Consider the following 23,559-nt stretch of genomic DNA (forward strand, 5'->3'; position numbering starts at 1 on the left):
AGCGGCCGTGTCGACGGTCTGCGATCATGGATCGGTACGGGTATTCAATCTTCTGCGACGATATTCGCAACGAACCTGGCGGCAAGCTCAGCTTCATTGGCTGCTACAACGGTGTGATCTTCATCTCGGGCCGTTTTCCTCTGGTCCTGCCCAAACTATGCGTTCACATCCATATCTTCTCTCCGGCGTCGCGGCCCTTCAACTCGATCGTCGTACGCTGCTATCTGCCGGGCGACGAGCAGCCGTTCGCTGAAGAGCCGATCGAGACCCCGCGGCGCAACGAGCAGACCGAGCTGGTCACCAACCTAAAGCCGGAGACCAGCGCACCGCTCTATATCGTGGCCGCCACCAGCCTCATCTTCACGCCGCTCCAACTGCGCTCCGGCGGCCTGATGAAGATCCGTGCCATCGTCGATGCCGAGCAGGAAGTGCGACTCGGATCGTTGCGGATCGAAGCGCAAGATCACTGAAGAAAGCTGAAAAGGGCTGCTGAGAACGCGCTGCGGTCGACGCTGCCGCACGGGCCTACGCGGTCGATGCGCATGGAGTTCCACGCCGCGGGACCCAGCGCGATTTGGCCTGCTCAGTCGGAGAGTTGTCATTCGGTCGTTAGGTTAACAATGTTTTAACTCGCGCCGAGGGCGGCGATCCCCGCCGACCCCGCTTTGGACAACGCAAGGACTATCTTCATGAGAACGATGACTGCCTTGGCACTCATCCTCGCGAGCGCTTCGGCCGCGAATGCTGCCGGCGCCCGCAACAACGAATCCTTCATTGAGCAGGTCGGCGCCCGCAATCAGGCGACGATCCAGCAGAAGGGCGGCAGGAACAATCAGGCCACGGCTCAGGCCGGCGAGGACAACACCGTTCTGACCCGCCAGACGGGCAAGCTTGCCCATGGCCGGAACAACTCCGGCAACGTCCAGGTCGGCAACGAGAACTTTGCGTCCACCCTGCAGACCAACAGCGCGCCCAACGCAGAGGCAAAGGACGTCGGCTACAAGAACAACTCGTTCAGCGCACAATATGGCGACAGGAACACCGCGCTCGCCAAGCAGGACGGCGGCAAGAACAACCAGGCGACGCTGCAAGTCGGCAATCTGAACGTGTCGCAGGTCGTCCAGGCCAATTCGAGCGTGACGCCGTCGTCCGCGACCCCGGTCGGAGGCGCCAACGGCGCCGTGACGAAGCAGATCGGCGACAAAAATCTCGCCGCGGTGTCGCAGAAGAGCGCCGACAGCACGGCTGACGGTGACTTCCAGCCGGGCCACAGCAACGCCGCGATGACGACGCAGATCGGCAACCGCAACGAAGTCGCGACCGAACAGACCTCGGTCGGCGGCACTGCTGAAGGGCCGCGGAATGCGGCTGCGACAGTGCAGATCGGCAACAAGAATCTGGCCTCCACCAAGCAAGGTGGCGGCGTCGCAGGCAGCTTCGGCGACACGCCGGAGGAACAGCGCGCGAACTACACGAACGCCTCGTTCATCGGTCAAGCCGGTGTCAAGAACGTCGCCGAGGTCGAGCAGGCCAACGGTGCCAACACCCAGGCGCTGTTCCAGCACGGCTACAAGAACGCTGCGACCATCGAGCAGAGCACCCAGACCTTCGGCACCGGCAACGCCAGCAACAATGCGCTGACCTTGCAGCATGGCTCGAAGAACCTCGCCAGCGTCAGTCAGTCGGTGGCCGTTCCGCTCGCGCTCGGCAGCAACAACTCGCTGATCTCGCAGATTGGCGGCTCCAACGTGGTCAACGCGGCGCAGAGCGTCGGCCAGCAGGCGAGCGCCGGCAACAACAGCCAGGTCTCGATGCAGGTGGGTCAGGGCAACGTGATCCAGCTGGTTCAGGCCACCGGCGCCAACGTGTCGAACACGTCGTTCACGGCCCAATACGGCATCCACAACGTCGCGACGGTCTCGCAGAAGTAGGTCATGCAGGCGGCGGGGCATCTCCCGCCGCCTGTTTCAAATCCGGTGCCGGCATCCAACTAATCGTCGGAGCGCTTCGGTGCGACGATCCTGGCCGGCCGATAGCCGACCGTCGACGTGCGGGGGGCGATGTTGTCGCCCGCCATCTGGTCCGGCCGGCGCAGTTCAAGGCTGATTTCGCGGTCGAGCGCCCAGGCGAGATCGGCGAGCTCGCGCAGGGTGATCTCCGATTCTCCTGACAATTTGCGATTGACGATCGCACGGCGCGTCTTCAGCCGCTGTGCAAGCTGCTGCTGCGTCAATCCTGCGCGCCGTTCTTCCATGACGGCCTTGAGCAGCTCGCGTCGCACCCGCCCCAGCAGCCGGCTGACCTTGCGCGAACGCGCGTCGATATCAAATCGAAAGAACGTCATCCGGTGCGCCCCCCTTCACGCACAGCGTCGCATCGATCCCAAGTTCACGGCGCAGTCGCCGGATCGCGATCCGGTAGCCGCGATAGAGATCATGATCCTTGATGATATCAGCCCAGTTTCCGAATACTGCGACAAAGCAGTCTTTGGCCATGAACCAGCCGAAGATGCGGACATCCGCCGTCTTCAATTCCCAGACCGCATTGTCCTCTGCGCGGATAGCACGAAACTGTCTGTTAAAGACGAGCGGCGCGCCACTCAAGAACGAATAAAACAGATCGTCGATTTGCTGCGCCGGTGATAGCTCGCCGAGCGGTCGCGGCGGCACTGCGCCTGCAAGGATCTCTTCCAGCCAGGCGACGAACGACGGCGTGCCGTAGAGCAGGCGCAGCTGCTGTTCGTGCGCGCTGAGCTCAACCTCGATCTTGACGATCGCCCCGCTGGCCACGAGGTCCGAGATGGTGGGCATGACAGGAACAATCGATGCATTAGTCAGGTGGTGACGCAGCTTAGCACAAACCTGAAGTCTATACGATCCGCTCTCCTCATGTTGCAGAGTGATCACGGCTTCACCTCAGTCCGTCAAGCCGAATGCGAATGTACGAATTGTCAAAAAAGAGCAAAGAACGACCGATAGGGTCCCCCCAAAATTGCCGTATATGCGGCAGTTCCAGTGCGTAAGAGGTGAGTGACAAGCCGATGCAGCCTAATGCAGCCGCGGTGATCGAATGCGCGATACGGGCGGCCCCACAGTCCGGCTACCTGAGAATTGACGCGACTGTCCGATCCGTCCGTCCCGCCCGTGGTCAATATCGCTTCCTGATCGACAAGCAGAGCAGCACCGGACGCTCCAGCAACACCCAAAGCGGGAGCTTTGTGCTGCAGCCCGGACAAGAGCAAGTGCTCACGACGATCATCCTGGATCGTTCGGCCGCCGATCACTATCGCGCAGAGCTGACGTTGGAATCCGACCAGGGGAGGCTGACGTGCACGTCGCCATGAAGCAAGCAATCGCGATCGGCATTATGGGCGTGGTCTTGACCATCGGCGCTTCGGCCCACGCGGAGTCCGCCTATATTGCCCAAGTGAACGCCAAGGCAGGAGTGACGGTTTCGACCACCGCGTCACAGCCTGTCCAGCTGATCCCGACCGCATCCTACGTGCCTCGACAACCCGCTTATGTGCCGACGCCGGAGGCGGCGCAATCCGCGCGCGGCAATAACATCGCCACAACATTGCAGATCGGCAACAACAATCGCGTGCTGCAGGCGCAGTCAGGCGGCAACAACTACTCCAATGTAGGCACCATCGGCGGCTCGAACAACAACGTTACCGTGCTCCAGGGCGGCCGCGACTATTCCAACGTGAACCTCATCAATACCCAGAGCCTGAACATCGCGGTGCTCCAGCCGCCCGGATCCGCGCCGATCAACATGCTGATTGCCAAACTTCCGAACGGAAGCCTGTTGATCAAGCGATGACCTCATAACTTCGAATCGAGATCTGTATCATGCGTAAGTTTGGTTTGTTTGTATTTGCGATTGCATCCGCGATCGGCATCGGCTTGTCCGCCGCGGCGGCGTCCGAGATCGTCTATCATCCCACGAATCCGACGTTCGGGGGCAGCGGGCTCAATGGTTCGTATCTACTTTCACAGGCGCAGGCACAGGGACACGGCGTGAAGTCCGGTTCGCAAGGTCCTGATCTTTCGGGTCTCAACAGCGCCTTGAGCAATCTCGGCTCGGGCGCCGTCATTATCGGCGGCAACGGTACGGGCACCGGCACGTCGGGCTCCGGAACGGGCAGCGGCACGACGACATCCCCAAGCGCCGTACGCTCCATCGTTCCCTGATACGTTGAAATCGCCGAACCGGCGCCGGATCTGACATGATGAACAAACAGCTTCGAGGCATCGCTGCCATTGCGATGCTTTCTCTCAGCTTGGCCGGATGCATGTCCGGATCGGCCAAGGACCCGTTTGCGCGCCCAGCCAAGCTGGTGCCGGAGACCAAGACCGGTGTGGTGCTCGATCGCCTGCCGCCACCCCGCCGCAAGCTCGATGTCTCCGTCTACAACTTTCCCGACCTGACCGGACAGAACAAGCCGAATGACAATTTCGCGGAATTCTCCCGCGCATTGACGCAAGGCGCCAGCGCCGTGCTGATCGACGTGCTCACCAAGGCCGGCAGCGGCGCCTGGTTCAACGTGGTGGAACGCAACGATTTGCAGCCGCTCTTGCAGGAACGGCAGATCATCCAGACCACGCGCGCCGCCGCCGAGGGCGACAGCGCGCCGAGCCTGCCGCCGCTGCGCTTCGCCGGCATCCTGCTCGAAGGCGGCATCATCGGCTATGACAGCGACGAGACCACCGGCGGGATCGGCGCCAATTATCTCGGCATCGGCGCCGACACGCAGTATCGGCAGGATGTCATCACGGTAGCGCTGCGCGCGGTGAGCGTGCAGAGCGGACGCGTGCTGGCAAGCGTCACGACCACAAAGACGATCTATTCCGTCCAGGTCCATAGCTCGGCCTACATGTTTGCTGCCATCGATCAATTGCTTCAGGCGGAGCTTGGCTTCACCAAGAACTCGCCGGCGACCCTCGGCGTACGTGAGGGCGTCCAACTCGCGGTCTATGCCCTGATCTTCGAGGGCGTGAAGAACCATCTGTGGGAGTTCAAGGACCGCGCGGCGGGCGACGCCTTCATGCGCGAGCTGGAGAAGAATCAAGAGGCGGCGGCCATCAAGATCGACGTCCCCAAGAGCTGATCTGACAGAATGCAGGAGAGGAGGGCGGCCGTGCGGGCAACCGCACGGCTGATGTCGCGCGGCCCGGGCACTCAGCGGTCCGAGCCCTCAAACACGGCGTGAACGCTGTTGGCTGGGCTCTTATGCTACCGTGATGGCCGCGCCTGCTGGGTCGCGGTATAGCAGGCCTGCGACGATGCATTCTGTGCATTGCAGGTTTCCGGCGCGGTCGGCGCGGACCCCGCAGTGTTGGCCGGCGCAGCTGCTTCGGGCGGCGGCTTCGTCACCACCGTCGTTCCCGCGACATTGCCACGGGCCTGCTGGATGTAGACTTCGGAGCCGGCAAGGGCGGCCGGCGAGCCCGACGCGACAAGGACGACGGCGGCGAGCAGTGCAAGCGTTATCGGTCTGGCAGTATTGACGATCATCGGATGACGCCCGTTCGGTCTCTTGTTGTCCTCACATCGCATTCCGCGCGACGCGCAGCTCCGTGAGCTGACGCCGGACACAGACCATGGTTCCAGGCATTTTCCAAGATGTCTGCGGAAAAAAGAGCAGGGCGCATGGCCTCGTGCGCAGGGCCCATTCCGTCACCTCGCAGGTGGTTGCAGATGGGCCAGTCCGGAAGGCCCACCCGCAGTGGCCCTCGTTGACGATTCGCGTATCGCCCTCAAGCGGACCTGCCTACGGGTTACTGTCCGAGGCGGATCCGGTTGCGATGCGCTCGGAGCCGAAGGGATGTCCGTGCCTCATCTTCGTCGTCTCCGCCGCGGCCCGCGCATGCCGTTCGTCTCACCGCACATGATTCAGTGGAACGCTGACCTCTGCGAGCAGGTCCAGGTCGGCATTGCGGTCGACCTCGACATACTGCTCATTCCAGTAAAGCAGGCCCGAAAGCCGTGGGGCCAGCTCGACGCTTTCAGGACGGCCGACGATGATCGCGTGCGCATATCGCTTGATGATCTCGTCGACTTCGCATTCAATTGCCGCCTGCGCGTGCTGCAGGAGAGGAACGCCTGCAGCACCACGCGACCAGCGGACGCCATCGAACTTCTGGCGGCGAGACAGATGTGGCGTGCCGAAGCGGTCCGCCAGAGAGAGCTGGTCCGAGCCGAGGATGTTGACGCCGAACCAGCCGTCGTTAGCGATGAGCGGAAAAGCCGATGACTGCAGGCCGAGGTTGATCATGAGCCGAGGCGGATCCACGGACAAGGATATCAGCGAGGCGATCGTCACGCCGGTGATGTCGTCTCCGCGTCCCGCAGTCACGATGCTGACGCCGGCGGCAACGCGGCGGAGCGCCGAGTGGACGTGCCGCGGATCGGATATCCTCTCGTGGACAAGATGAAGGTCACGCTTGCCCATCCGTCGTCTCCTTTCGGGCACGAGCCTTCCTGCTCGTGCCCTTGGTCGCGGCGCCGTCCGGTCAGAAGAAACCCTTCGCCGGAAGCGGCGTACCGTTGATCAGATATTGCCCGATGGCACGTTCCTTGTAGCTGAGCGGATTGTGCGACGACAACGTGCGCGCGTTGCGCCAGTGCCGATCGAAATTGGTCGCTTTCTTGGTCGACGAGGCGCCGCCGACATCGAAAATGAGGCCGCCGTTGCGGATGGCGGCGTCGTCGGCGACGATCTTGGCCTGCGCCGACAGCAGGGCCGCACGATGCGCCAGCTCTTCCGAATCGGCTCGCCCGGCGTCGAACGCGTCAGTGGCCGCATCGAGTGCCTCGGCAGCAACGAGGACGACCGCTTCCGCGGCGTGCGCGGCGCTCGCGATCTTGCCGATCGTCTCCTGCAGCAGCGGGTCTTCCGTGGGCTTCTCGTGAGGCGCGTAGTAGAAGGTCCGCTTGCGCGACCGCACCAGCGCAATCGCATCGCGAAGGGCGGCCCGGCTGATTCCGGCGACCGCGGCCGTCAGGAAGAGCTGCGCGAAAGTGTTGGAATAGGGCACGCCATAGCCGATGTCGGGGGCGTCGAATACGATCTCCTGCCGTTTCACCCTGACATTGCGGAAGTAGGTGGTGCCGGTGGCCGTCAGGCGCTGACCCATGCCGTCCCAGTCGTCGACCAGCTCGATGCCGTCGCGATCGACGGGAATGATGGTCGCGCCGGGACGCCCGCTCGGATCGGCGGCACGGACCAGCACGAGATCTGCATAGAGCGTCCCTGTGCTGTAATATTTGGTGCCGTTCAGGAGGTAGTCGTCGCCATCCGGCGTGAAGGTCGTGTTCGGCGTGATGTTGCCGACCTGCGGGCTGTCGAGTTCGGTGGTGGCAAGCCCGATGATGGCGCCGCCGGCGATCGCCCGCTGCCAGTCTCGCGCCTGGTCATCGCGAGGCGTGCGAACCAGCCGCTCCACGACGCTGAAGTGATTGCGCAGGATATGAGCCACATTGGCATCGGCTTCGGCGAGCCGGATGACGATCTGGAAAAGATCGCGGATCGAGCTGCCGGCGCCGCCCGCGGCGATCGGCAGTCGCAATGCACCGAGCCGCGCCTGCTTGATCAGGGCGATCTGCCGGTGCGGCAGGATGCGTTCGCGTTCGCGCTCCGCCTCGCCTTCGGCGATCTCGGCCAGCAGGGCGTCAAGAGCGCTCGGCGAGAGCGGAACGGTCGGCCCGGCGGTAAGCGTGTTGGTGGGGAGCGGCTTGTTCATTAGGCACCACGTCATGAGAGAAAAGGGGGACGGCCGGTCAGCGCTGCGGCAACGCTTCGTCGATCTGGGCGAGATGGTCGGCAACCTTGACGGGCTCGGGCAGCACCTTGCGTTCGACCAGCCAGTCGGCTGCTTTCTGCAGGTCAGCGATGAACTGCCTGTCGGTCGCGGAAAAGTAGCGGTACTGGCGGTTCATCGCGATGAACCGGTCTCGAACATCATCGCTGTATTTGCCCGCCTTCTGCGCGATGTATTCGGCGTCCTTGCTATTCTCCGAAATCCATTTGCCCTCGGCGCGGAAGGCATCGTTGACGGCGCGGACCAGAGCTGGGTTCTCGGTGGCGAACTTGCGGGTCGTCAGGTAGGACGTGTAGTCGATCTGGAACTCGAGGTCGCGACCTTCCAGGAAGATGTCGTGCGCCTTGTAGTCGAGCCGCGCGATATCGACGCCGGGGCTCCACATCGACCAGGCATCGACCTTGCCCGAAGCGAGCGCGGGCGCGGCATCGGGTGGGTTGAGGTAGACGAACTTGACCTTGGAACGGTCGACCTTGTGCTTCTCCAGTGCCGCGACCAGCAGGAATTCGCCGAGCCCCGAGCGGTTGACCGCCACCGACTTGCCGACGAGGTCCTCAACCTTGTTGATGCCGGAATCGTCGCGGGCGATAATTGCGGTGGTGCGTGGCTCATAGACAACGAACTGCGTGAATACCAGCGGCGACCCAGCAATGATTGCCGCCAGCGCCGGCGTCGTCGACCCGCCAAACGAGAAATCGGCGGTGCCGCCGGTCACGGCCTGCAAGGTCGGCGCGTGGTTCGGGAACGGTCCCAGCCATTCGACCTTGATGCCGTCCTTCGCCAGCGTCTTTTCGAATTCGCCACGCTCTTTGGCAATCAGGTTGAGCCCGGACAGGCCCCAGGTCAGGCGTACGGTATCGGTGATGCGTCCCGCGGCCGACCAGGCATGATCGGTCAAGGTGAAGCCGGCGAGCGCCCCGACGCCGAACGCAGCGGTACCGAGGAACTGACGGCGTGAAGGGTATTCAAAGTCGTCCGACGACATGGGCGATCCTTCCAGGATTTAAGCGGGAGCGTGTGCGTTGAGCACACCGAGTTCGGCTAACAGGTCGCCGCGCGCGACCGTGCCGATGTCGTTGGCGCGGTGCTCGGATGCGATTCGACCTTTGCGCATCACCAGGATGCGATCGGCCAGCGCGATCGCCTCGTCGACGTCGTGGGTGACGAGCAAGACGCCCGGCCGGTGCCAGGCGACGAGCTCGCGCACCAGCACATGCATGCGGATGCGGGTCAGGGCATCGAGCGCGGCAAACGGCTCGTCGAGCAGCAGCAACTCAGGCTCTTGCACCAGCGCGCGGGCCAGCGCGACCCGCTGTGCCTGGCCGCCGGAGAGGTTGCGCGGCCAGTCATCGACCCTGTCGCCGAGACCGACTTCGCCGAGCGCGGCCGCGGCGCGCCGGCGAGCATCCGGACCGTCCAGTCCGAGGGCAACGTTGCGCCAGAGACTGTCCCAGGGCAGCAGGCGATGCTCCTGGAACACGACCGCAGGACGGCGCGGCGCGACGATGCGGCCGGCCTGGACCGGGTCGAGGCCCGCAAGCGCACGCAGCAGCGTGGTCTTGCCGCAGCCGCTCTCGCCGAGCAGAGCCACGAACTCGCCGCGTTCGATGCGAAGATCGAGTCCGTCGATCACGGTTCGATCGCCGTAGGCGCGCCGCAGTCCATGGACGACCACGGCCGGAGCGGCGTGCGGAGGCGGCGCGAACCGGACGGTCATCGTGCAGCTCCATAGTTCGGATGCCAGGAGAGCAGCCGCCGCTCGAGCCACCGCGCAATCAGGTCTGCGGCAACGCCGATCAACGCGTAGATGACGATCGTGAGCACGATCACGTCCGTGCGCAGGAACTCGCGGGCATCCATCGCAAGGAAGCCGAGACCCGACTGCGCGCCGATGGTTTCGGCGACGACGAGTGCGAGCCAGGCCGTGGCGAGCGCATAGCGGACGCCGGTCAGGATCGAGGGCAGGGCACCCGGCAGGATGACGCGGCGGATCAGCTGCAGGGTCGACAAGCCCTGAACCCGGCCGAGCTCGATCAGCTTCGGGTCGACCTGACGGATGCCGAGGGTCGTGTTGATATAGAGCGGGAAAGTCACGCCGAGCGCGACGAGGAAGACCTTCTCGGCTTCACCGACACCGAGCCATACGATCACGAGCGGCAGGACCGCCAGAAACGGAATCGCGCGGATCATCTGGATGCTGCGATCGATGAGGGCTTCCGCAAGACGCGAGAAGCCGACGAGAACGCCCAGCGCAAAGCCGATCGTCCCGCCGACAGCAAAGCCGGCTGCCGCCCGCAACAAGCTGACGCCGAGGTCGTCCCCCAGCGTGCCCTGTGACGCCAGCTTGAAAGCCGTGCGCAGGATCTTGCTGGGGGCCGGCAACACCTGCGGCGACAGATAGCCGCCTTGCGCGAGCGCTTCCCATACCAGGACCAGCAGCACCGGCGCGAGCCAGGACAGCGCCTGCAGGGGCGCGGTGCTGATCGAAGCGGTTCTTTCCGTTTGGCGTGCTTGTTGGTCCACTTGGCTGCCAGGGCCGCCCTGCGACAGCTCGATCGTCCCTGCAGCCTGTTCGAGATTGCTCAATGTCGTCCGGCCTTCGTCATCATCCGTTTGCAACCCGATCACGACCGAGTTGCGCGCCTGCGCATCTGTTGCGCGCGACCGGAAGTGTCCTAAGCACCGTGGGCGCGCTAGCCGAAATCTCCCACGAATGACGGCCAATCGAAATAGAGCCGTTTTCCAATTGTTGTTCCGGTTGGAGGTTTTCGATTTCCCCCGCGCACGAAAAGCGGCAAGAACTTCTTTTCCGATTTTGTTAGTACGTGCGTCAGGAAATCGCGCTCCGCGTCGACGTCGACCGCCAGTAGCGCAGATCGTGGGGCCAGCAAATGACACATCCGCTTCGTTTCGGCATCTGGGCGTCGGTGCACGGTCCTCGTGCGGCGCATCAGGATCCGGAGGAGCCCTACGACGCGTCGTGGGAGCGCAATCGCGATCTCGTCCTGGCGGCGGAAGCGCTCGGTTTTGATTCCACACTCATAGCCCAGCACACGATCAATCCACATCAGGAGGATCTGGATCAGCTCGAAGCCTGGAGCGCAGCGGCGGCGTTGGCCGCGTTGACCAGCCGGATCGAGATCATCACGGCCATCAAGCCCTATCTCTTTCATCCTGTGGTGCTCGCCAAGATGGCGCTCGGCATCGAGAACATCAGCCGCGGGCGCTTTGCGATCAATCTCGTCAATGCCTGGAACAGGCCGGAGCTCGAGCGGGCCGGGATCGGATTTGCCGAGCATGACGAACGCTACGCATATGGGCGCGAATGGATATCCGTGGTGTCGCGCCTCCTGCAGGGCGAAAGGCTCACGCATAAGGGCAGATATTTCGATGTGCAGGACTACGCGCTGCGCCCGAAGGATCTCTACCGTGCGCGGCCGCGCATCTATGTCGGCGGCGAGTCGGAGCCGGCGCGCGCGCTGGTCGCCGATCGCGGCGATGTCTGGTTCATCAACGGCCAGCCGATCGCCGATGTGGCTGCGCTGATCAACGACGTCGCCTCGCGTCCGCGTTCGGGCGCGGCGCCGCTGCGCTTCGGCCTGTCGGCCTTCGTCGTGGCGCGACCGACCGCGGCCGAGGCCGACCATGCGCATCTGCGGCTGCTGCGCCTTGCCGAAAAGGATGCCCCCATGAAGGTCATCCAGAAGCAGAACACCGATCCCAAGGTCGTCATGATGCAGACGATGCAGAAGGGCGCGCGCGTGGGCAGCAACGGCGGGACTGCGGCCGGGCTGGTCGGCAGCTATGACGAGGTGGCCGATCGGATCGTCGACTTCCACCGTACGGGCATTGAACTGTTCATGCTGCAGTTCCAGCCCTTCGATGCCGAGATGAGACGCTTCGCCGACGAAATCATTCCGCGCGTGCGGCAGCGGCAGGCCGTGCGGCATCCCGCTGGGTTGCGCGCCGGCTGATCCTGATCGTTCCGGCGACGGCCAGACAGACCCATAAGGAAGCAAACGGCGACTTCAAGTCGGCGAGCGGCTAACACATGATGTGTTGCCACACCGCTTACTCATTGGGAGGGCAAGTCGAAAAACTCGCTGCGCGGTCTATCGGGCCGGAGACATTCCTTCCGTGATCGCGACCATCTTTGGTTTGGCGTTTCATTGTCATGGCGAGCGTTCCTCTCCACTATTTGCCTCCAAGTCAGATTCGTCGGAGACCAGACTTCATGAAACGCCGCCTGCTGTCGATCATTGCCGGACTCTCGCTGTTTGCAGCGCCGGCTCTTGCCGATCAGAAGATCAAGGTCGGGATTTCCGGCGGCGATTCCGAAATCCTCTGGACCAAGGTGAAGGAGATTGCCGCCAAGGACGACCTCGACGTCTCCGTGATCGTCTTCAACGACTATCTGTTGCCGAATGCAGCGCTGGACTCCGGCGATCTCGATGCCAATGCGTTCCAGCACAGACCTTTCCTTGACAACCAGGTCAAGACCCGCGGCTATAAGATCGTGCCGGTCGGCACCACCATCATCGCGCCGATCGGCCTCTATTCGCAGAAAGTGAAGTCGGTGGACGAACTCCGGCAGGGCGCGGCGATTGGCATTCCCAACGATCCGTCGAACGGCGGCCGCGCGCTGCTGCTGCTCCAAGCACAGAAACTCATCAAGGTGAAGGATGGGGTAGGGCTGTTACCTACCGTACTCGATGTGGTCGACAATCCGCGCAAGCTCCAGTTCCGGGAAATCGACGCGGCGCAACTGCCGCGCAGTCTCGGCGATCTCGACGCGGCCGTCGTCAACACAAACTACGCAGTGCCGGCTGGTCTCATTCCCGGAAAGGACTCCATCGCGATCGAATCTCCCATCGACAATCCCTACAGCAACTTCATTGCCGTTCGCGAACGCGACAAGGATGCGCCCTGGGTCCCGAAGCTTGTCCGCGCCTTTCAGAATGACACCATCCGCCAGCTCATCAAAGACAGGCTGCCGGGGCAGATTCCCGCGTTTTGAGCTTGATCGCGGAGATCCTAGCGGCCGGCGGTCTATTGCAGGTGACTGCGGGTGACTCACCGGCAATGGAGCATGTTTTAAATCTCCGCGCGGAGAAACGATGCTCTGCGGCAGCTCTGATATTTGGAAGCCTATTCCAGCACGCCCGCGATATATCGCAATCCCGAAACACCGCGCGAGCTGCGGTTTGCTGACTTCTTGCGAGGTAGCTATGGTCACTGAAATGAGACGTCGCGCCGCCGTTCTGTTTCGTCGGACGGTCAGGTTGGCGACGGTCCTGGCCGTCGCGGCATTGGTCGCCTCGCCGGCTGGTGCCGAAGGCCAGGACAAGGTGATCCGGATCGGCTTCCAGAAATATGGCAACCTGATCCTGCTGAAGGGCAAGGGTTGGCTCGAGAAGAAGCTGCAGCCGCTCGGATACGGCGTCGAATGGAAGGAGTTTCCATCAGGCCCGCCGCTGCTCGAAGCGCTCAATGTCGGCTCGATCGATTTCGGTCACGCCGGCGAGACGCCGCCGATTTTCGCCCAAGCCGCCGGGGCACCCTTCGTCTACGTGGCGCACGAGCCGCCGGCACCGGAAGGTGAGGCGATCCTCGTGCCCAAGGACTCTCCGATCAAGACGGTCGCCGAATTGAAGGGCAAGAAGGTCGCCCTCAACAAAGGATCGAACGTGCACTACCTGCTCGTCCGCGCCCTGGAAAAGGCTGGCCTGAAATATACCGACATCGAGACCGTTTTTCTCGCCCCCGCCGATGCGCGGGCGGCGTTCGAACGCGGCTCGGTCGATGCCTGGGTGATCTGGGACCCGTTCCAGGCCGCCGCGGAAGTCGCCACCAATGCACGCACATTGACCAATGGAAGCAACCTTGCTCCCAACCATCAATTCTATCTCGCAACCAGGAAATTCTCCGACGGCAATCCGCAGGTGATCGACGCCGTGATTGCCTCGATCGCAGAGCTCGATGACTGGGCGAAGACCAGGGTGACGGATGTCGCGGCCGAACTCAGCCCAGGCATCGGCATTCCGGCGCCCATCCTCGAGATTGCGCTGAAACGTCAGAGCTACGGAGTCAAACCGCTGGATGAAAGCGTGGTCGCCGAGCAGCAGCGAATTGCCGATACATTCTTCTATCTTGGCCTGATCCCGAAATCGATCGCAGTTGCGACCGTTGTACGGAAGCCTGCCTCCTGAGTCGGCGAGACATTACGCACAGGGTGCTGGTTCCGTCTGCCTTGGCGGCGCGAACGCACTGTGCGGAGGCGCAGAGGCGAGCCATAGGGCAGGGCTCGTTGCTGCAATTAGGGCCGCCGCTGGCGCAACGTGCGCGTTCCACGTTGCACGATCCGGTATGCTGGAAATACCGGTAGGATCGGTCATTATCATCTTAACCGCTGGATTCCGCCCCGGTCCGGAGCTTTCTGATGGCTGCAAAGAAACAGATCCTGCTAAACGCCTTCAACATGAACTGCGTCGGCCATATCAATCATGGCCTCTGGACCCATCCGCGCGACCGCTCGCCTGACTACAACACGCTTGCGTACTGGATCGATCAGGCCAAGCTTCTCGAGCGCGGTCTGTTCGACGGGATCTTCATCGCAGACATCATCGGGGTCTATGACATCTATGGCGGCGGGATCGATGTGACGGCGCGCGAGGCGGTGCAGCTCCCGGTCAACGATCCGATTCTGCTCGTCTCCGCGATGGCGGCTGCGACGGAGCAGCTCGGCTTCGGCATCACCGTTAACGTACACAACGAGGCGCCCTATACGCTCGCACGGCGCTTCTCGACACTTGACCACCTGACGCGAGGTCGGATCGGCTGGAACATCGTCACCGGCTATCTCGACAGCGCGCATCGCGGCAAGGGCGACGTGCAACTGCCCGAGCATGACCGCCGCTACGACTATGCCGACGAATATCTCGAGGTGCTCTACAAGCTCTGGGAAGGAAGCTGGGACGACGATGCCGTACGTCGCGACCGCGCGGCTCGAATCTTCACCGATCCCACAAAGATCCGGCCCGTCTCGCATCATGGCGAATTCTTTCAGGTCGACGGCTATCACCTCTCCGAGCCCTCTATCCAGCGGACGCCCGTGCTGTACCAGGCCGGCACCTCGCCGCGAGGGCGCGCTTTTGCCGGCCGACACGCCGAATGCGTCTTCATCTCCGCCCGCGACAAGGCGACGGCGCGCAACGCCGCGCGCGCCATCCGGGCGGAGCTGACGCAAGCCGGCCGTCGGCCGGAAGACATCAAGGTTTTCGTCGGCATTGCGGTGGTGCCGGGCCGGACCAAGGCCGAGGCTGAGGACAAGCGCGCGGAATACCTGCGCTATGCCAGTCCGGAGGCCGGACTGGCGCATTTCTCGGCGTCCACCGGCATCGATTTCTCACGCTACGGGCTCGATGAGCCCATTCCCTACGCGCCCGGCAACTCCATCCAATCGGCGACGGCGATTGCCGCACAGAGGAAGCTGACCAAGCGCGATCTCCTGAACGAACTCGCTTTGGGCGGCCGCTATGCAACGATCACCGGCGACGCCGTTGCCGTCGCGGACGAACTGCAATCCTGGATCGAGGAGGGCGAGGTGGATGGCTTCAACCTCAGCCGCATCGTGGTGCCCGAGACCTATGCGGACTTCATCGACATCGTCATTCCCGAGCTCCAGGATCGCGGTCTCTACAAGACCGCCTACGCGGATGGTTCGCTGCGCCACAAGCTGTTCGGCGAGGGGAACCGCCTGCCCGATCGGCATGCGGCCGGGCGGTTCCGGCCGGTTGGCCGTCAGTACAACATCTAGCTGGGCCTGCGATCCTTAAGGAATTCAGATGACCATTATCGATCTGCGTTGCCGCCCGGCTTATTTGCACGACTTTTTCGGTGCTACGCTTGGCAGTCCGGAATTTGAGACCGCGCGGTGGCTCAATCGCCGCGTCGGCACGCGGGGAGATGATGCACATTTCACGTGTTCGCTGACCCAAAAGGGCTTTCTTGCCGAGATCCATGATGCCGGTCTGGCGCGGGCCGTGGTGGTCGGGCGACATACGCCGTTCCAGCATTTGCCGAACGACCGCATCCACGAGATCGTCTCCGGCCATGCGGAGCTGGTCGGGATCGGCTCGGTCGATCCGGTCATTCAGGGCGAACGGGCCGCGATCGAGGAGATCGAGCGCGCCGTCAGCCAGCTTGGATTCAAGGGGATCGACATCGAGCCGGGCTTCGGCGCGCCGCCTCGCCACCCCGATGATCGCGTCTACTGGCCGATCTACGAGCGGCTTCAGGAACTCGACATTCCGCTGTTCCTGATGACCGGACCGACGACGCCTGATCCACGTTTCAACGATCCGTCCGGCGTGGCCGTCGTCGCCGCAGCGTTTCCGCGCCTCAAGATCGGAGTTTATCACGGCTCCTGGCCGAGAGTGCAGGAGATCATTGGCGTCGCCTTCCGGCACGCCAATGTCCATCTCATCCCGGACATGTATCTGTTTCAGCCGGGACAGGAGGCCTATGTGAAGGCGGCCAACAGCTTCCTCGCCGATCAATTTCTGTTCGGCTCCTCTTATCCGTTTCGGCCGATCCGGCAGTCGATCGACGACTACGCCGCTGCCGGCTTCCGCGACGATGTGTTGGAGCGGGTCTTCTCCACGAACGCCATACGCTTGCTGAGTCTTTGAGGAAACGGAGCGGACCGCTTCGGAGAGAGGAAGCCCGTGTCCTGGCTCGCTGCGGGCCAGCCAGACCCACACAAGAGTACTAACGGCAGCTCCGCAGAGAATTTTCGATTCGGAGAGCGGCGATCTTTGAAAAGATCGTCTCGCGCCAGTCGTTCTACCATGGTCTCAGTGAGCGCATCGCGCGACGAGCGCGGGCTCGAGGCAGGAGGTGAACGGCAATGAACACGATCGTCGAAAGGCCGAGGAAGTTTTCGCTCGTGGAGCGTCCGCCCGCGGCTTCATTCGAAGAGGAACGGCTGCATCGCAAGCAGCGCCTGGCCGCAACCTTCCGCCTGTTCGCCCGTTACGGCTTCGATCAGGGGCTCGCAGGGCACGTCACCGTGCGCGATCCGGAGTACACCGACCGGTTCTGGATCAATCCGCTCTCCGCTCATTTCAGCCAGATCAAGGTCTCCGACCTGCAACTCGTCGATCACGACGGCAACATTCTGGTCGGCGACAAGCCGATCAACCAGGCTGGCTTTGTTATTCATTCCGCGATTCACGCGGCGCATCCGCACGTGATCGCTGCCGCGCATACCCACTCGACCTACGGCAAGGCCTGGTCCGCGCTCGGCCGGCTGCTCGATCCCTTGACCCAGGATGCCTGCGCCTTTTACGAGGACCACGCGCTGTTCGATCCGTTCACGGGCGTGGTGCTCGATGCCGACGAGGGCAAGAAGATCGCGCAAGCGCTCGGCACCAAGAAGGCTGCGATCCTGCAGAACCACGGACTGTTGACGGTCGGTCCGACCATCGAGGCCGCAGCGTGGTGGTACATCACGATGGACAATGCCGCGCGCACCCAATTGCTGGCCGAGGCCGCCGGTCCTACCAAGCCGATTCCGCATGAGGTCGCCAAGCTGACGGCGAGCCAGGTCGGAACCCACAAGGGCGGCTATTTCAGCTTCCAGCCGTTATGGGACTGGATCACGGCGCAGGAGCCGGATCTCTTCAACTGAGATCGAGGTGGGGACGTTAGGAAGCCCGGCCGGATCGATGTCCCGGCGGGCATTCTATTCCTCCATCGCGCGCATGGCGCGTCCGCCTATGCTGCGGTAGAAGAGTCGGTGAGCAAAGCGCGTTGTGCGAAGGGGTAAACCCGGGGCCGCTCTGCCCGAAGAAAGAAGGGAGGACGCCATGGGAGCGCCGGACATCGCGGCGGTGCCGCAACCGATCGATGCCATCACCAGCTTCCATGCACATATTTACTATTCCGAGGGGACGCGCGGCGATGCACAGCAGCTCCGGGATTGGATCGGCGAACGCTTCGTCGTGACGTTGGGGCACTGGCACGATGCGCTGGTAGGTCCCCATGAGCAATCGATGTACCAGGTCGCCTTTGCGGTCGAGGTGTTTCCGACGCTGGTGCCGTGGCTGATGCTCAATCACGGGAAGCTAAGTGTTCTCATTCACCCGAACACGGCGCGGCCGCTGGCGGATCATACGGCACACGCGCTCTGGATCGGACCGCCGTTCGCTATCCGTGGCGACAAGCTGCCACAGGAAAGCGAGGCGGAGCTGCCACGGGAGCCGAACACGCGACCGACGGTTTGTCCCTGACCATCATATATGCTGCTACTCCGCCGCATCCGGGCGTGCCGCGGCTGCCCACGTCGCAGGATCGCGGTAGGCCGCGCCGGGATGGGTGGTGTGAAGCAATGGCCCGCGGCCCGGAAACAGCTTCTCGCGCAGGGTGCCCTCGGCGTACGCGGTCTTGTAGACGCCGCGCGACTGCAATTCGGGCACGACGAGATCGACGAACGCGGTGAGCGATTCCGGCGCCACCAGGCGGAACAGGTTGAAGCCGTCGACGTCGGTGGCCTCCGCCCAGGCGATCAGTTCATCCGCGACCTCTTGCGGCGAGCCGACCACGAAAGGCGAGCGCGCGCCGGCGTAGCTCAGCGTGGCGAGATCGCCGATCCGGACGGGGCTATCGCTGCGGACGGTGAAGTTCTCGACCATCGACTGGATCGCGTTGCTCGGGACGTATCTGATCGGATCGTCGGGGCGGTAGGTCGAGAAATCGACCCCGGCCCAGCCCGACAGCAGTGCAAGCTGGCCCGCCTGATCAACGTGACTGGCATACTCTTCCAGGAGGTCGTGGGCCTCGGCGCGAGTCGGCGCGACGATGACGGTGGCGCCAGCGAACAGCCTGATGTCGTGGGGATCGCGGCCGAACTCCTTCGCGGCCGTCCTGATGTCGCGGACCGCGCCGGCGAGCACGGATTTAGTCTGGCCGTTGAGGAAGATGGCTTCCGAATGCTTGGCGGCGAAGGCGCGGCCGCGTTTCGATGTGCCGGCCTGGTAGAGCAGGGGCGTGCGTTGCGGCGACGGCTCGGCCAGATGGATGCCGTCGACCTGGAAATAAGCTCCATCATGTCGCACGCGCTGGACCTTGGCCGGGTCCGTGAAGATGCCTCCGGCGCGATCCCGGCGGACGGCGCCGTCCTGCCAGCTTCCCTCCCAGAGTTTATATACGGCCGCGAGGAAATCGTCCGCGGCGTCGTAGCGGTCGTCATGGGCGCGGCCCTTCGCGAGGCCCATTCCACGGGCGCCGCTGTCGAGATAACCGGTGACCATGTTCCAGCCGAGCCGGCCGCCTGACAGGTGATCGAGCGTCGAGAAGCGTCGCGCGAACTGGTAGGGGTGTTCGAACGTCAGGTTCGACGTGATGCCGAAGCCGAGATGTTTCGTGACCAACGCCATGGCCGAGACCAGCAATGTCGGGTCGGCGTTGGGCAGTTGGACGGCCTGCGCAAGGGCCGTCTCCGGACTGTTGCCGTAGACGTCGTAGACGCCGAAGACATCGGCCAGGAAGATGCCGTCGAGCAGGCCGCGTTCGGCAATCCTGGCATAGTCGACCCAATATCCGAGCGTGTTGTAGTTGATCGACTGATCGCGCGGATGCGACCACAGGCCGGCCCAGTTATGGCTCGGGGCCATCATGTTGAAGGCGTTGAAGCGGAGTTCGCGGGGCTTGGCCATCGGTCGGCTCTCAGGAATGCGTGAGTGCTATGGATCGTCTGTCGGCGATGTCGCTCGTCGACAGCGACGATAGCAGCTCGCCGGGAGCACGTTGTTTCCATTTGAAGCCCGCTTCACCGCAAATGGTGTTGCCGACACGTAGCACGGCAGAACGCACGTCGCTTTTTTTCGCGAGCGCTCGACAGGCCCGGGGCGAGTGCACATCATTCGCAGAGTTGTGACGTTTGCATTCCCGATGACGAGGCTGAAACGTGATCAAGATACTGCTGCGTGTAGCGCTGGCCGTTGGCCTGGCATTTGGTCTTTCGGCAGCCGGCCGGGCCGATGAGCCGCTGAAGATCGCGACCAGTGCGGGCCCGGTGGGGCAGGTAGTCGGCTTTGCCGCCAAGCTCGCCAAGGACAAGGGGCTCGACGTCAAGGTCGTCGAGCTGTCTGACTGGGTTGCGATCAACGAGGTTATCAATTCGGGCGAGGTTGACGCCAACCTGTTTCAGCATGCGACCTATCTGGCGCTGCAGAACAAGCAACGGGGCTACAACCTGGTGCAGGTCGACAAGGTCGGCGTGATCGCGCCGGTCGGGCTGTTCTCGAAGAAGATCAAGACGCTCGACGAGGTGAAGGACGGCGCCTCCGTCTCCATTCCCAATGAGCCCCTCAACGGCGCGCGCGGCCTGATCCTGCTGGAGCGGGCGGGGCTCATCAAGCTGGCAGCCGGCAAGGGCTTTTCGGTTTCGAAGTTCGACATCATCGAAAATCCGAAGAACCTGAAGATCGTCGAGCTGGATCCCGCCCAGACCTACCGCTCGCTCGACGACGTCACGCTCGCGCTCGTCAACATCACATATCTGATTCCGGCCGGCGGAGATCCGAAGGCGGCCCTCGTCATCGATCGCACGATCGATGACGGCCTGGTGCTGCGCTTCACCGCGCGGGCGGACAGACAAGACAATCCGAAGCTGAAGGCCTTCATCGAGGTATTCAAGTCGCCGGCAGTCAAGCAGTTCATCGAGGAGAAGCTGCCTGCGTTCATTCCGGCTGGGTTCGATAACAAAGCGTCCTAATATGGATTGCGGCGATGCTGCCTTTTGGGCCGCGGATCGCGTCCCCAGGCTTCAATCGGAATGGAGCGCCGTTAACGACTCGATGTGCCATCAAATGCGCATTCGTGGCGGAGAGAACAAACAGTCTCCCCAGGTGTCCGTTAGAAGGATGTCCCATCCCCAGAACGGGCGTCGGCAGGACCGTCATAACCTTATTCATTGGTGCGATTGATACCTGACCGAGCCGGGGCTAGTGACCAGCGGAACCTGATTGTTTCGTTGGAGACTTGCATGCGTAGCCTCGTCGTAGTCGTTGCCACCTTCTTATTGCTGGCTTCGTTGCCAGCCCTGCCGGCGCAGGCCGAAACCATCCGTGTCGGCGTCACGGCTGGACCGCATGCCGAGATTCTCGACGTGGTGAAGAAAGTCGGCGCCGAGCGTGGGCTCGACATCAAGGTCGTCGAATTCACCGACTATGTCATTCCGAACCAGGCGCTCGCGTTGAAGGATCTCGAGGCCAATTCGTTTCAGCACGAGCCATATCTCAAGAACCAGATCTCGAAAACGGGATGGAAGATCGTCAAGGTCGCGACCACGATCGCGTCGCCGCAAGGCGTCTATTCCCAGAAATACAAGACCCTGGCCGAGCTGCCCGAGGGCGCGCGCGTCGCCATCGCCAACGATCCGTCGAATGGTGCGCGCGGGCTGATGATCCTGGCGCTGCACGGGCTGATCAAGCTCAAGGATCCGAGCAACGTTGCCTCGACGGTCGCCGACATCACCGACAATCCGAAGAAGCTGCGCTTCGTGGAGCTTGACGCGGCCCAGCTGCCGCGGGCGCTCGCCGATGTCGATCTGGTCTCGATCAACAATAACTACGCAGTGCAGGCTGGGCTCAATCCCGCCAAGGATGCGATCGCGCGCGAGAACGCCGAAGGTCCGTGGGTCAACATCCTCGCGGTGCGCGAGGAGGATAAGGACAAGCCCTGGGTCAAGCGGCTGATCGAGGCCTACCAGTCCGAGCCGGTCAAGGCATTTCTAGAGACACGCTTCAAGGGCGCCTATATCGCGACCTGGTGATCGGGCACAGCGCGCGAGCGTCGGCGAACAGAGAAGGCAGCACGGTCCGCCGGCTTGCAACAGCCTGTCAGCGTCGCCGCCGATACGAAGCGGATCGCAGCGTGCCAAGGAAACCAAAAATTGTTGTCGCGCCCGCGTCATCAGGAAGGACGAGGCGATAAATTTGCTATCGCCGTGGATCGAGCGGTCGGGGCGCATTCATCCAATTGAAATTTTCTCGCCACCTGATCGCATCGAGAACAGAGCGATCGAAAATCGCCCAACTCTGAAATTGCCAGGGATGGTGCGCTGGATGACCATGCTGGTTCGCGCGTCACCCGCGCGATATCGGGAGTTTGAGCATGGTGGCAGGCGCCACATCCGCAAGCCAACGACAACGCCGCGGCACGGGATGTACCCATCGTGACGACCGCGCCTGACTTGCTGTCGCGTACGGCCGATGTGCTCGTGGTCGGCGGCGGCATGGCCGGCGCCTTGGGCTGTCGCGTCGGACGTTGGCTTCGGGACGGCTGGGCCAATATCGCCGGCATTCGGGCTGGGGACGAATGGGCCGGACAACTTCCGAACAAGCAATGGTTGATGGAAACGGTGTTTCGGCGGGTGGCGAAGCCGCGGCTCGCGCAGCCGATGGACGAGACAAGGGGACAGCATGACGATCATCACACATCGACCGGGAGCATTGGTCGGCTGGGACGGATTTCCTGGACCGGCTGAATGGCCGGAGAGCCCGCTGTCGCAGGCGCTGACGCAGCCGCTGCTGCTCGGATTATTCCTGCCGATCCAGGCCGGCGGCTGGAGTGCGTCGACGCTGCAGCGGACCACGTCTTGGCACTTTGACTACAACCGCGATCTCGTCCTTGCAGCCGAGGGACTTGGCTTCGATCTCGTCTTCGCGCTGTCGCAATGGCTGCCCAAAGGCGGCTATGGCGGCGTGTTCACCGGCGAGGCGCTCGATTCGTTCGTTACGACGGCGGCGCTGACCAGCCTCACCCGGCGTATCATCCTGATCTCGACCATCCACGTGCTCTACGGCCCGTGGCATCCGCTGCATCTCGCCAAATACGGCACCACCCTCGACCACATTTCCAATGGACGCTGGGGCATCAACGTTGTGACCGGCCATCGCGCCGCCGAGCACGAAGCCTTCGGCTGGAGCCGGATCGAGCATGACCGTCGCTACGAACTGGCTGCCGAGTTTCTCGAGGTGTTGCAGCGGCTCTGGGTCGAGACCGAAAACTATTCGTTCGCCGGCCAATCGTCCTGGAAGCTCAACGATGCCTTCGTCACACCGAAGCCCCGCTTCGGCCGGCCGGTCCTGGTCAACGCCACCGGTTCCGATGCAGGCATAGCCTTTGCTGCGCGCTATTCGGACATCGTGTTCATCACCAGTCCGGCCGGCTCGAGCTTCGAGAGTGCGATCCCGGCGCTGCCCGCGCATACGGCAAGGGTCAAGCAGGCCGCGCGTGATCTTGGTCGCGAGGTGCGGACCCTGCTCAATCCGATGGTGATCTGCCGCGAGACCGAGCGTGAGACGTGGGCCTATCACGATGCGATCGTGGCCCATGCCGATCCCGTCGGAAGTTTTCATAATCTCGAAAGCGATGCGCATGCCTGGCGCGGCCGTAGCGGGCTCGATGCACCCAAGCGCCGGGCGATCGGCGGCAATATCGAGGTGATCGGCACGCCGGAGCAGGTCGTCGAGCAGTTCGTCCAGCTCAAGAAGGCCGGCGTCGATGGCCTGCAGCTCTCGTTCTACGATTTCAAGCCGGACCTCGATTTCTTCGGTCGGCGCGTGTTGCCGCTGATGGAGCAGGCAGGCTTGCGCAAGCCGGTGATCGAGACGCCTGCCCATCCTGCGGCGGCACAGGCTGCGGAATAGCCGACAGCAGAGGACACAAA

The 23,559-nt window shown here is 63.0% G+C and carries 26 protein-coding genes; 17 read left to right on the forward strand and 9 right to left on the reverse strand.

The features are described 5' to 3' along the window. Positions 1 to 26: 26 nt before the first annotated feature. Entirely contained in the window at positions 27 to 470 is a 444-nt protein-coding gene (locus QXZ85_RS19485; RefSeq protein WP_315703979.1) for a hypothetical protein, read from the forward strand. A 219-nt stretch (positions 471 to 689) separates the two neighbouring features. Then, positions 690 to 1,931, forward strand: a complete 1,242-nt coding sequence (locus tag QXZ85_RS19490; protein WP_315703978.1) for a hypothetical protein — start codon at positions 690 to 692, stop codon at positions 1,929 to 1,931. A 59-nt stretch (positions 1,932 to 1,990) separates the two neighbouring features. On the opposite strand, the gene QXZ85_RS19495 is transcribed toward QXZ85_RS19490, so the two are convergent. Next, a complete protein-coding gene (locus tag QXZ85_RS19495; protein ID WP_315703977.1) occupies positions 1,991 to 2,344 on the reverse strand; it encodes a helix-turn-helix transcriptional regulator in 354 nt (117 codons plus the stop codon). Further along, the gene (locus QXZ85_RS19500) at positions 2,325 to 2,906 is read right to left on the reverse strand and encodes a hypothetical protein (protein ID WP_315703976.1); all 582 of its coding nucleotides are present in this window, start codon (positions 2,904 to 2,906) and stop codon (positions 2,325 to 2,327) included. Before QXZ85_RS19500 ends, QXZ85_RS19495 begins: the two co-directional genes overlap by 20 nt. Positions 2,907 to 3,025: 119 nt before the next feature. Here QXZ85_RS19500 and csgH point away from each other — a divergent pair, with 119 nt between their 5' ends. The 4 genes from csgH to QXZ85_RS19520 all read left to right on the forward strand — a co-directional run bounded on the left by csgH (position 3,026) and on the right by QXZ85_RS19520 (position 5,110). Continuing rightward, a complete protein-coding gene (gene csgH, locus QXZ85_RS19505) occupies positions 3,026 to 3,343 on the forward strand; it encodes a curli-like amyloid fiber formation chaperone CsgH (RefSeq protein ID WP_315703975.1) in 318 nt (105 codons plus the stop codon). Then, the gene (locus QXZ85_RS19510; RefSeq protein ID WP_315703974.1) at positions 3,328 to 3,822 is read left to right on the forward strand and encodes a hypothetical protein; all 495 of its coding nucleotides are present in this window, start codon (positions 3,328 to 3,330) and stop codon (positions 3,820 to 3,822) included. Before csgH ends, QXZ85_RS19510 begins: the two co-directional genes overlap by 16 nt. A gap of 29 nt (positions 3,823 to 3,851) precedes the next feature. Next, positions 3,852 to 4,193 carry a curli assembly protein CsgF gene (locus tag QXZ85_RS19515; protein ID WP_315703973.1) on the forward strand — a complete coding sequence of 114 codons (342 nt, stop codon included), beginning with the start codon at positions 3,852 to 3,854 and terminating at the stop codon, positions 4,191 to 4,193. Between the two features lie 101 nt (positions 4,194 to 4,294). Continuing rightward, positions 4,295 to 5,110 (forward strand): CsgG/HfaB family protein, encoded by an 816-nt coding sequence (locus QXZ85_RS19520; protein WP_315767841.1) that lies wholly within the window; start codon positions 4,295 to 4,297, stop codon positions 5,108 to 5,110. Between the two features lie 125 nt (positions 5,111 to 5,235). Here QXZ85_RS19520 and QXZ85_RS19525 read toward each other — a convergent pair whose 3' ends face one another. The 6 genes from QXZ85_RS19525 to QXZ85_RS19550 form a co-directional block, all read right to left on the reverse strand. Continuing rightward, complete coding sequence (locus QXZ85_RS19525; RefSeq protein WP_315703971.1) at positions 5,236 to 5,517, reverse strand: hypothetical protein; 282 nt, start codon at positions 5,515 to 5,517, stop codon at positions 5,236 to 5,238. Positions 5,518 to 5,881: 364 nt separating this feature from the next. Continuing rightward, positions 5,882 to 6,454, reverse strand: a complete 573-nt coding sequence (locus QXZ85_RS19530; RefSeq protein ID WP_315767842.1) for a flavin reductase family protein — start codon at positions 6,452 to 6,454, stop codon at positions 5,882 to 5,884. 61 nt (positions 6,455 to 6,515) lie between these two features. Continuing rightward, a complete protein-coding gene (locus QXZ85_RS19535) occupies positions 6,516 to 7,745 on the reverse strand; it encodes an acyl-CoA dehydrogenase family protein (protein WP_315742161.1) in 1,230 nt (409 codons plus the stop codon). Between the two features lie 37 nt (positions 7,746 to 7,782). Continuing rightward, positions 7,783 to 8,808, reverse strand: coding sequence for an NrtA/SsuA/CpmA family ABC transporter substrate-binding protein (locus tag QXZ85_RS19540; protein WP_315728957.1), 1,026 nt, complete (start codon positions 8,806 to 8,808; stop codon positions 7,783 to 7,785). 18 nt (positions 8,809 to 8,826) lie between these two features. Continuing rightward, positions 8,827 to 9,540 carry an ABC transporter ATP-binding protein gene (locus QXZ85_RS19545; protein ID WP_315703967.1) on the reverse strand — a complete coding sequence of 238 codons (714 nt, stop codon included), beginning with the start codon at positions 9,538 to 9,540 and terminating at the stop codon, positions 8,827 to 8,829. Continuing rightward, positions 9,537 to 10,409: an ABC transporter permease subunit gene (locus QXZ85_RS19550; RefSeq protein ID WP_315704290.1), complete on the reverse strand. Its 873-nt coding sequence runs from the start codon at positions 10,407 to 10,409 to the stop codon at positions 9,537 to 9,539. The genes QXZ85_RS19545 and QXZ85_RS19550 overlap by 4 nt, the downstream gene beginning before the upstream one ends. Positions 10,410 to 10,714: 305 nt before the next feature. Here QXZ85_RS19550 and QXZ85_RS19555 point away from each other — a divergent pair, with 305 nt between their 5' ends. The 7 genes from QXZ85_RS19555 to QXZ85_RS19585 all read left to right on the forward strand — a co-directional run bounded on the left by QXZ85_RS19555 (position 10,715) and on the right by QXZ85_RS19585 (position 18,115). After that, positions 10,715 to 11,797, forward strand: coding sequence for an LLM class flavin-dependent oxidoreductase (locus QXZ85_RS19555; RefSeq protein WP_315742160.1), 1,083 nt, complete (start codon positions 10,715 to 10,717; stop codon positions 11,795 to 11,797). A gap of 260 nt (positions 11,798 to 12,057) precedes the next feature. Continuing rightward, complete coding sequence (locus QXZ85_RS19560) at positions 12,058 to 12,840, forward strand: MetQ/NlpA family ABC transporter substrate-binding protein (RefSeq protein ID WP_315703965.1); 783 nt, start codon at positions 12,058 to 12,060, stop codon at positions 12,838 to 12,840. Between the two features lie 223 nt (positions 12,841 to 13,063). Beyond that, entirely contained in the window at positions 13,064 to 14,032 is a 969-nt protein-coding gene (locus QXZ85_RS19565; RefSeq protein WP_315742159.1) for a sulfonate ABC transporter substrate-binding protein, read from the forward strand. A gap of 230 nt (positions 14,033 to 14,262) precedes the next feature. Continuing rightward, positions 14,263 to 15,639: an LLM class flavin-dependent oxidoreductase gene (locus QXZ85_RS19570; RefSeq protein ID WP_315764298.1), complete on the forward strand. Its 1,377-nt coding sequence runs from the start codon at positions 14,263 to 14,265 to the stop codon at positions 15,637 to 15,639. 28 nt (positions 15,640 to 15,667) lie between these two features. Further along, positions 15,668 to 16,513: an amidohydrolase family protein gene (locus tag QXZ85_RS19575; protein ID WP_315742157.1), complete on the forward strand. Its 846-nt coding sequence runs from the start codon at positions 15,668 to 15,670 to the stop codon at positions 16,511 to 16,513. A 218-nt stretch (positions 16,514 to 16,731) separates the two neighbouring features. Then, positions 16,732 to 17,514, forward strand: a complete 783-nt coding sequence (locus tag QXZ85_RS19580; RefSeq protein ID WP_315742156.1) for a class II aldolase/adducin family protein — start codon at positions 16,732 to 16,734, stop codon at positions 17,512 to 17,514. A 178-nt stretch (positions 17,515 to 17,692) separates the two neighbouring features. Next, a complete protein-coding gene (locus tag QXZ85_RS19585; protein ID WP_315742155.1) occupies positions 17,693 to 18,115 on the forward strand; it encodes a DOPA 4,5-dioxygenase family protein in 423 nt (140 codons plus the stop codon). Between the two features lie 15 nt (positions 18,116 to 18,130). On the opposite strand, the gene QXZ85_RS19590 is transcribed toward QXZ85_RS19585, so the two are convergent. Next, complete coding sequence (locus tag QXZ85_RS19590) at positions 18,131 to 19,540, reverse strand: LLM class flavin-dependent oxidoreductase (protein ID WP_315742154.1); 1,410 nt, start codon at positions 19,538 to 19,540, stop codon at positions 18,131 to 18,133. A 251-nt stretch (positions 19,541 to 19,791) separates the two neighbouring features. Between QXZ85_RS19590 and QXZ85_RS19595 the strand changes: the two genes are divergently transcribed. The 4 genes from QXZ85_RS19595 (at position 19,792) to QXZ85_RS19610 (ending at position 23,539) form a co-directional block, all read left to right on the forward strand. After that, on the forward strand, positions 19,792 to 20,601 hold the full coding sequence (locus QXZ85_RS19595; protein ID WP_315742153.1) for a MetQ/NlpA family ABC transporter substrate-binding protein: 810 nt from the start codon (positions 19,792 to 19,794) through the stop codon (positions 20,599 to 20,601). Between the two features lie 270 nt (positions 20,602 to 20,871). Next, on the forward strand, positions 20,872 to 21,660 hold the full coding sequence (locus QXZ85_RS19600) for a MetQ/NlpA family ABC transporter substrate-binding protein (RefSeq protein WP_315742152.1): 789 nt from the start codon (positions 20,872 to 20,874) through the stop codon (positions 21,658 to 21,660). 402 nt (positions 21,661 to 22,062) lie between these two features. Further along, the gene (locus tag QXZ85_RS19605) at positions 22,063 to 22,374 is read left to right on the forward strand and encodes a hypothetical protein (RefSeq protein ID WP_315742151.1); all 312 of its coding nucleotides are present in this window, start codon (positions 22,063 to 22,065) and stop codon (positions 22,372 to 22,374) included. Continuing rightward, entirely contained in the window at positions 22,310 to 23,539 is a 1,230-nt protein-coding gene (locus QXZ85_RS19610; protein ID WP_315742150.1) for an LLM class flavin-dependent oxidoreductase, read from the forward strand. The genes QXZ85_RS19605 and QXZ85_RS19610 overlap by 65 nt, the downstream gene beginning before the upstream one ends. The last annotated feature ends 20 nt before the right edge of the window (positions 23,540 to 23,559 follow it).

It is taken from the genome of Bradyrhizobium sp. SZCCHNGR1005, from assembly GCF_032489995.1.
Classification (GTDB): Bacteria; Pseudomonadota; Alphaproteobacteria; order Rhizobiales; family Xanthobacteraceae; genus Bradyrhizobium.

Bases quoted from the DNA above. Each gene is read 5' to 3' on its own strand.
- QXZ85_RS19485 (WP_315703979.1), top strand. From the start codon at position 27: ATGGATCGGTACGGGTATTCAATCTTCTGCGACGATATTCGCAACGAA.
- QXZ85_RS19490 (WP_315703978.1), top strand. From the start codon at position 690: ATGAGAACGATGACTGCCTTGGCACTCATCCTCGCGAGCGCTTCGGCC.
- QXZ85_RS19495 (WP_315703977.1), bottom strand. From the start codon at position 2,344: ATGACGTTCTTTCGATTTGATATCGACGCGCGTTCGCGCAAGGTCAGC.
- QXZ85_RS19515 (WP_315703973.1), top strand. From the start codon at position 3,852: ATGCGTAAGTTTGGTTTGTTTGTATTTGCGATTGCATCCGCGATCGGC.
- QXZ85_RS19520 (WP_315767841.1), top strand. From the start codon at position 4,295: ATGTCCGGATCGGCCAAGGACCCGTTTGCGCGCCCAGCCAAGCTGGTG.
- QXZ85_RS19525 (WP_315703971.1), bottom strand. From the start codon at position 5,517: ATGATCGTCAATACTGCCAGACCGATAACGCTTGCACTGCTCGCCGCC.
- QXZ85_RS19530 (WP_315767842.1), bottom strand. From the start codon at position 6,454: ATGGGCAAGCGTGACCTTCATCTTGTCCACGAGAGGATATCCGATCCG.
- QXZ85_RS19535 (WP_315742161.1), bottom strand. From the start codon at position 7,745: ATGAACAAGCCGCTCCCCACCAACACGCTTACCGCCGGGCCGACCGTT.
- QXZ85_RS19540 (WP_315728957.1), bottom strand. From the start codon at position 8,808: ATGTCGTCGGACGACTTTGAATACCCTTCACGCCGTCAGTTCCTCGGT.
- QXZ85_RS19545 (WP_315703967.1), bottom strand. From the start codon at position 9,540: ATGACCGTCCGGTTCGCGCCGCCTCCGCACGCCGCTCCGGCCGTGGTC.
- QXZ85_RS19555 (WP_315742160.1), top strand. From the start codon at position 10,715: ATGACACATCCGCTTCGTTTCGGCATCTGGGCGTCGGTGCACGGTCCT.
- QXZ85_RS19560 (WP_315703965.1), top strand. From the start codon at position 12,058: ATGAAACGCCGCCTGCTGTCGATCATTGCCGGACTCTCGCTGTTTGCA.
- QXZ85_RS19565 (WP_315742159.1), top strand. From the start codon at position 13,064: ATGAGACGTCGCGCCGCCGTTCTGTTTCGTCGGACGGTCAGGTTGGCG.
- QXZ85_RS19570 (WP_315764298.1), top strand. From the start codon at position 14,263: ATGGCTGCAAAGAAACAGATCCTGCTAAACGCCTTCAACATGAACTGC.
- QXZ85_RS19575 (WP_315742157.1), top strand. From the start codon at position 15,668: ATGACCATTATCGATCTGCGTTGCCGCCCGGCTTATTTGCACGACTTT.
- QXZ85_RS19580 (WP_315742156.1), top strand. From the start codon at position 16,732: ATGAACACGATCGTCGAAAGGCCGAGGAAGTTTTCGCTCGTGGAGCGT.
- QXZ85_RS19585 (WP_315742155.1), top strand. From the start codon at position 17,693: ATGGGAGCGCCGGACATCGCGGCGGTGCCGCAACCGATCGATGCCATC.
- QXZ85_RS19590 (WP_315742154.1), bottom strand. From the start codon at position 19,540: ATGGCCAAGCCCCGCGAACTCCGCTTCAACGCCTTCAACATGATGGCC.
- QXZ85_RS19600 (WP_315742152.1), top strand. From the start codon at position 20,872: ATGCGTAGCCTCGTCGTAGTCGTTGCCACCTTCTTATTGCTGGCTTCG.
- QXZ85_RS19610 (WP_315742150.1), top strand. From the start codon at position 22,310: ATGACGATCATCACACATCGACCGGGAGCATTGGTCGGCTGGGACGGA.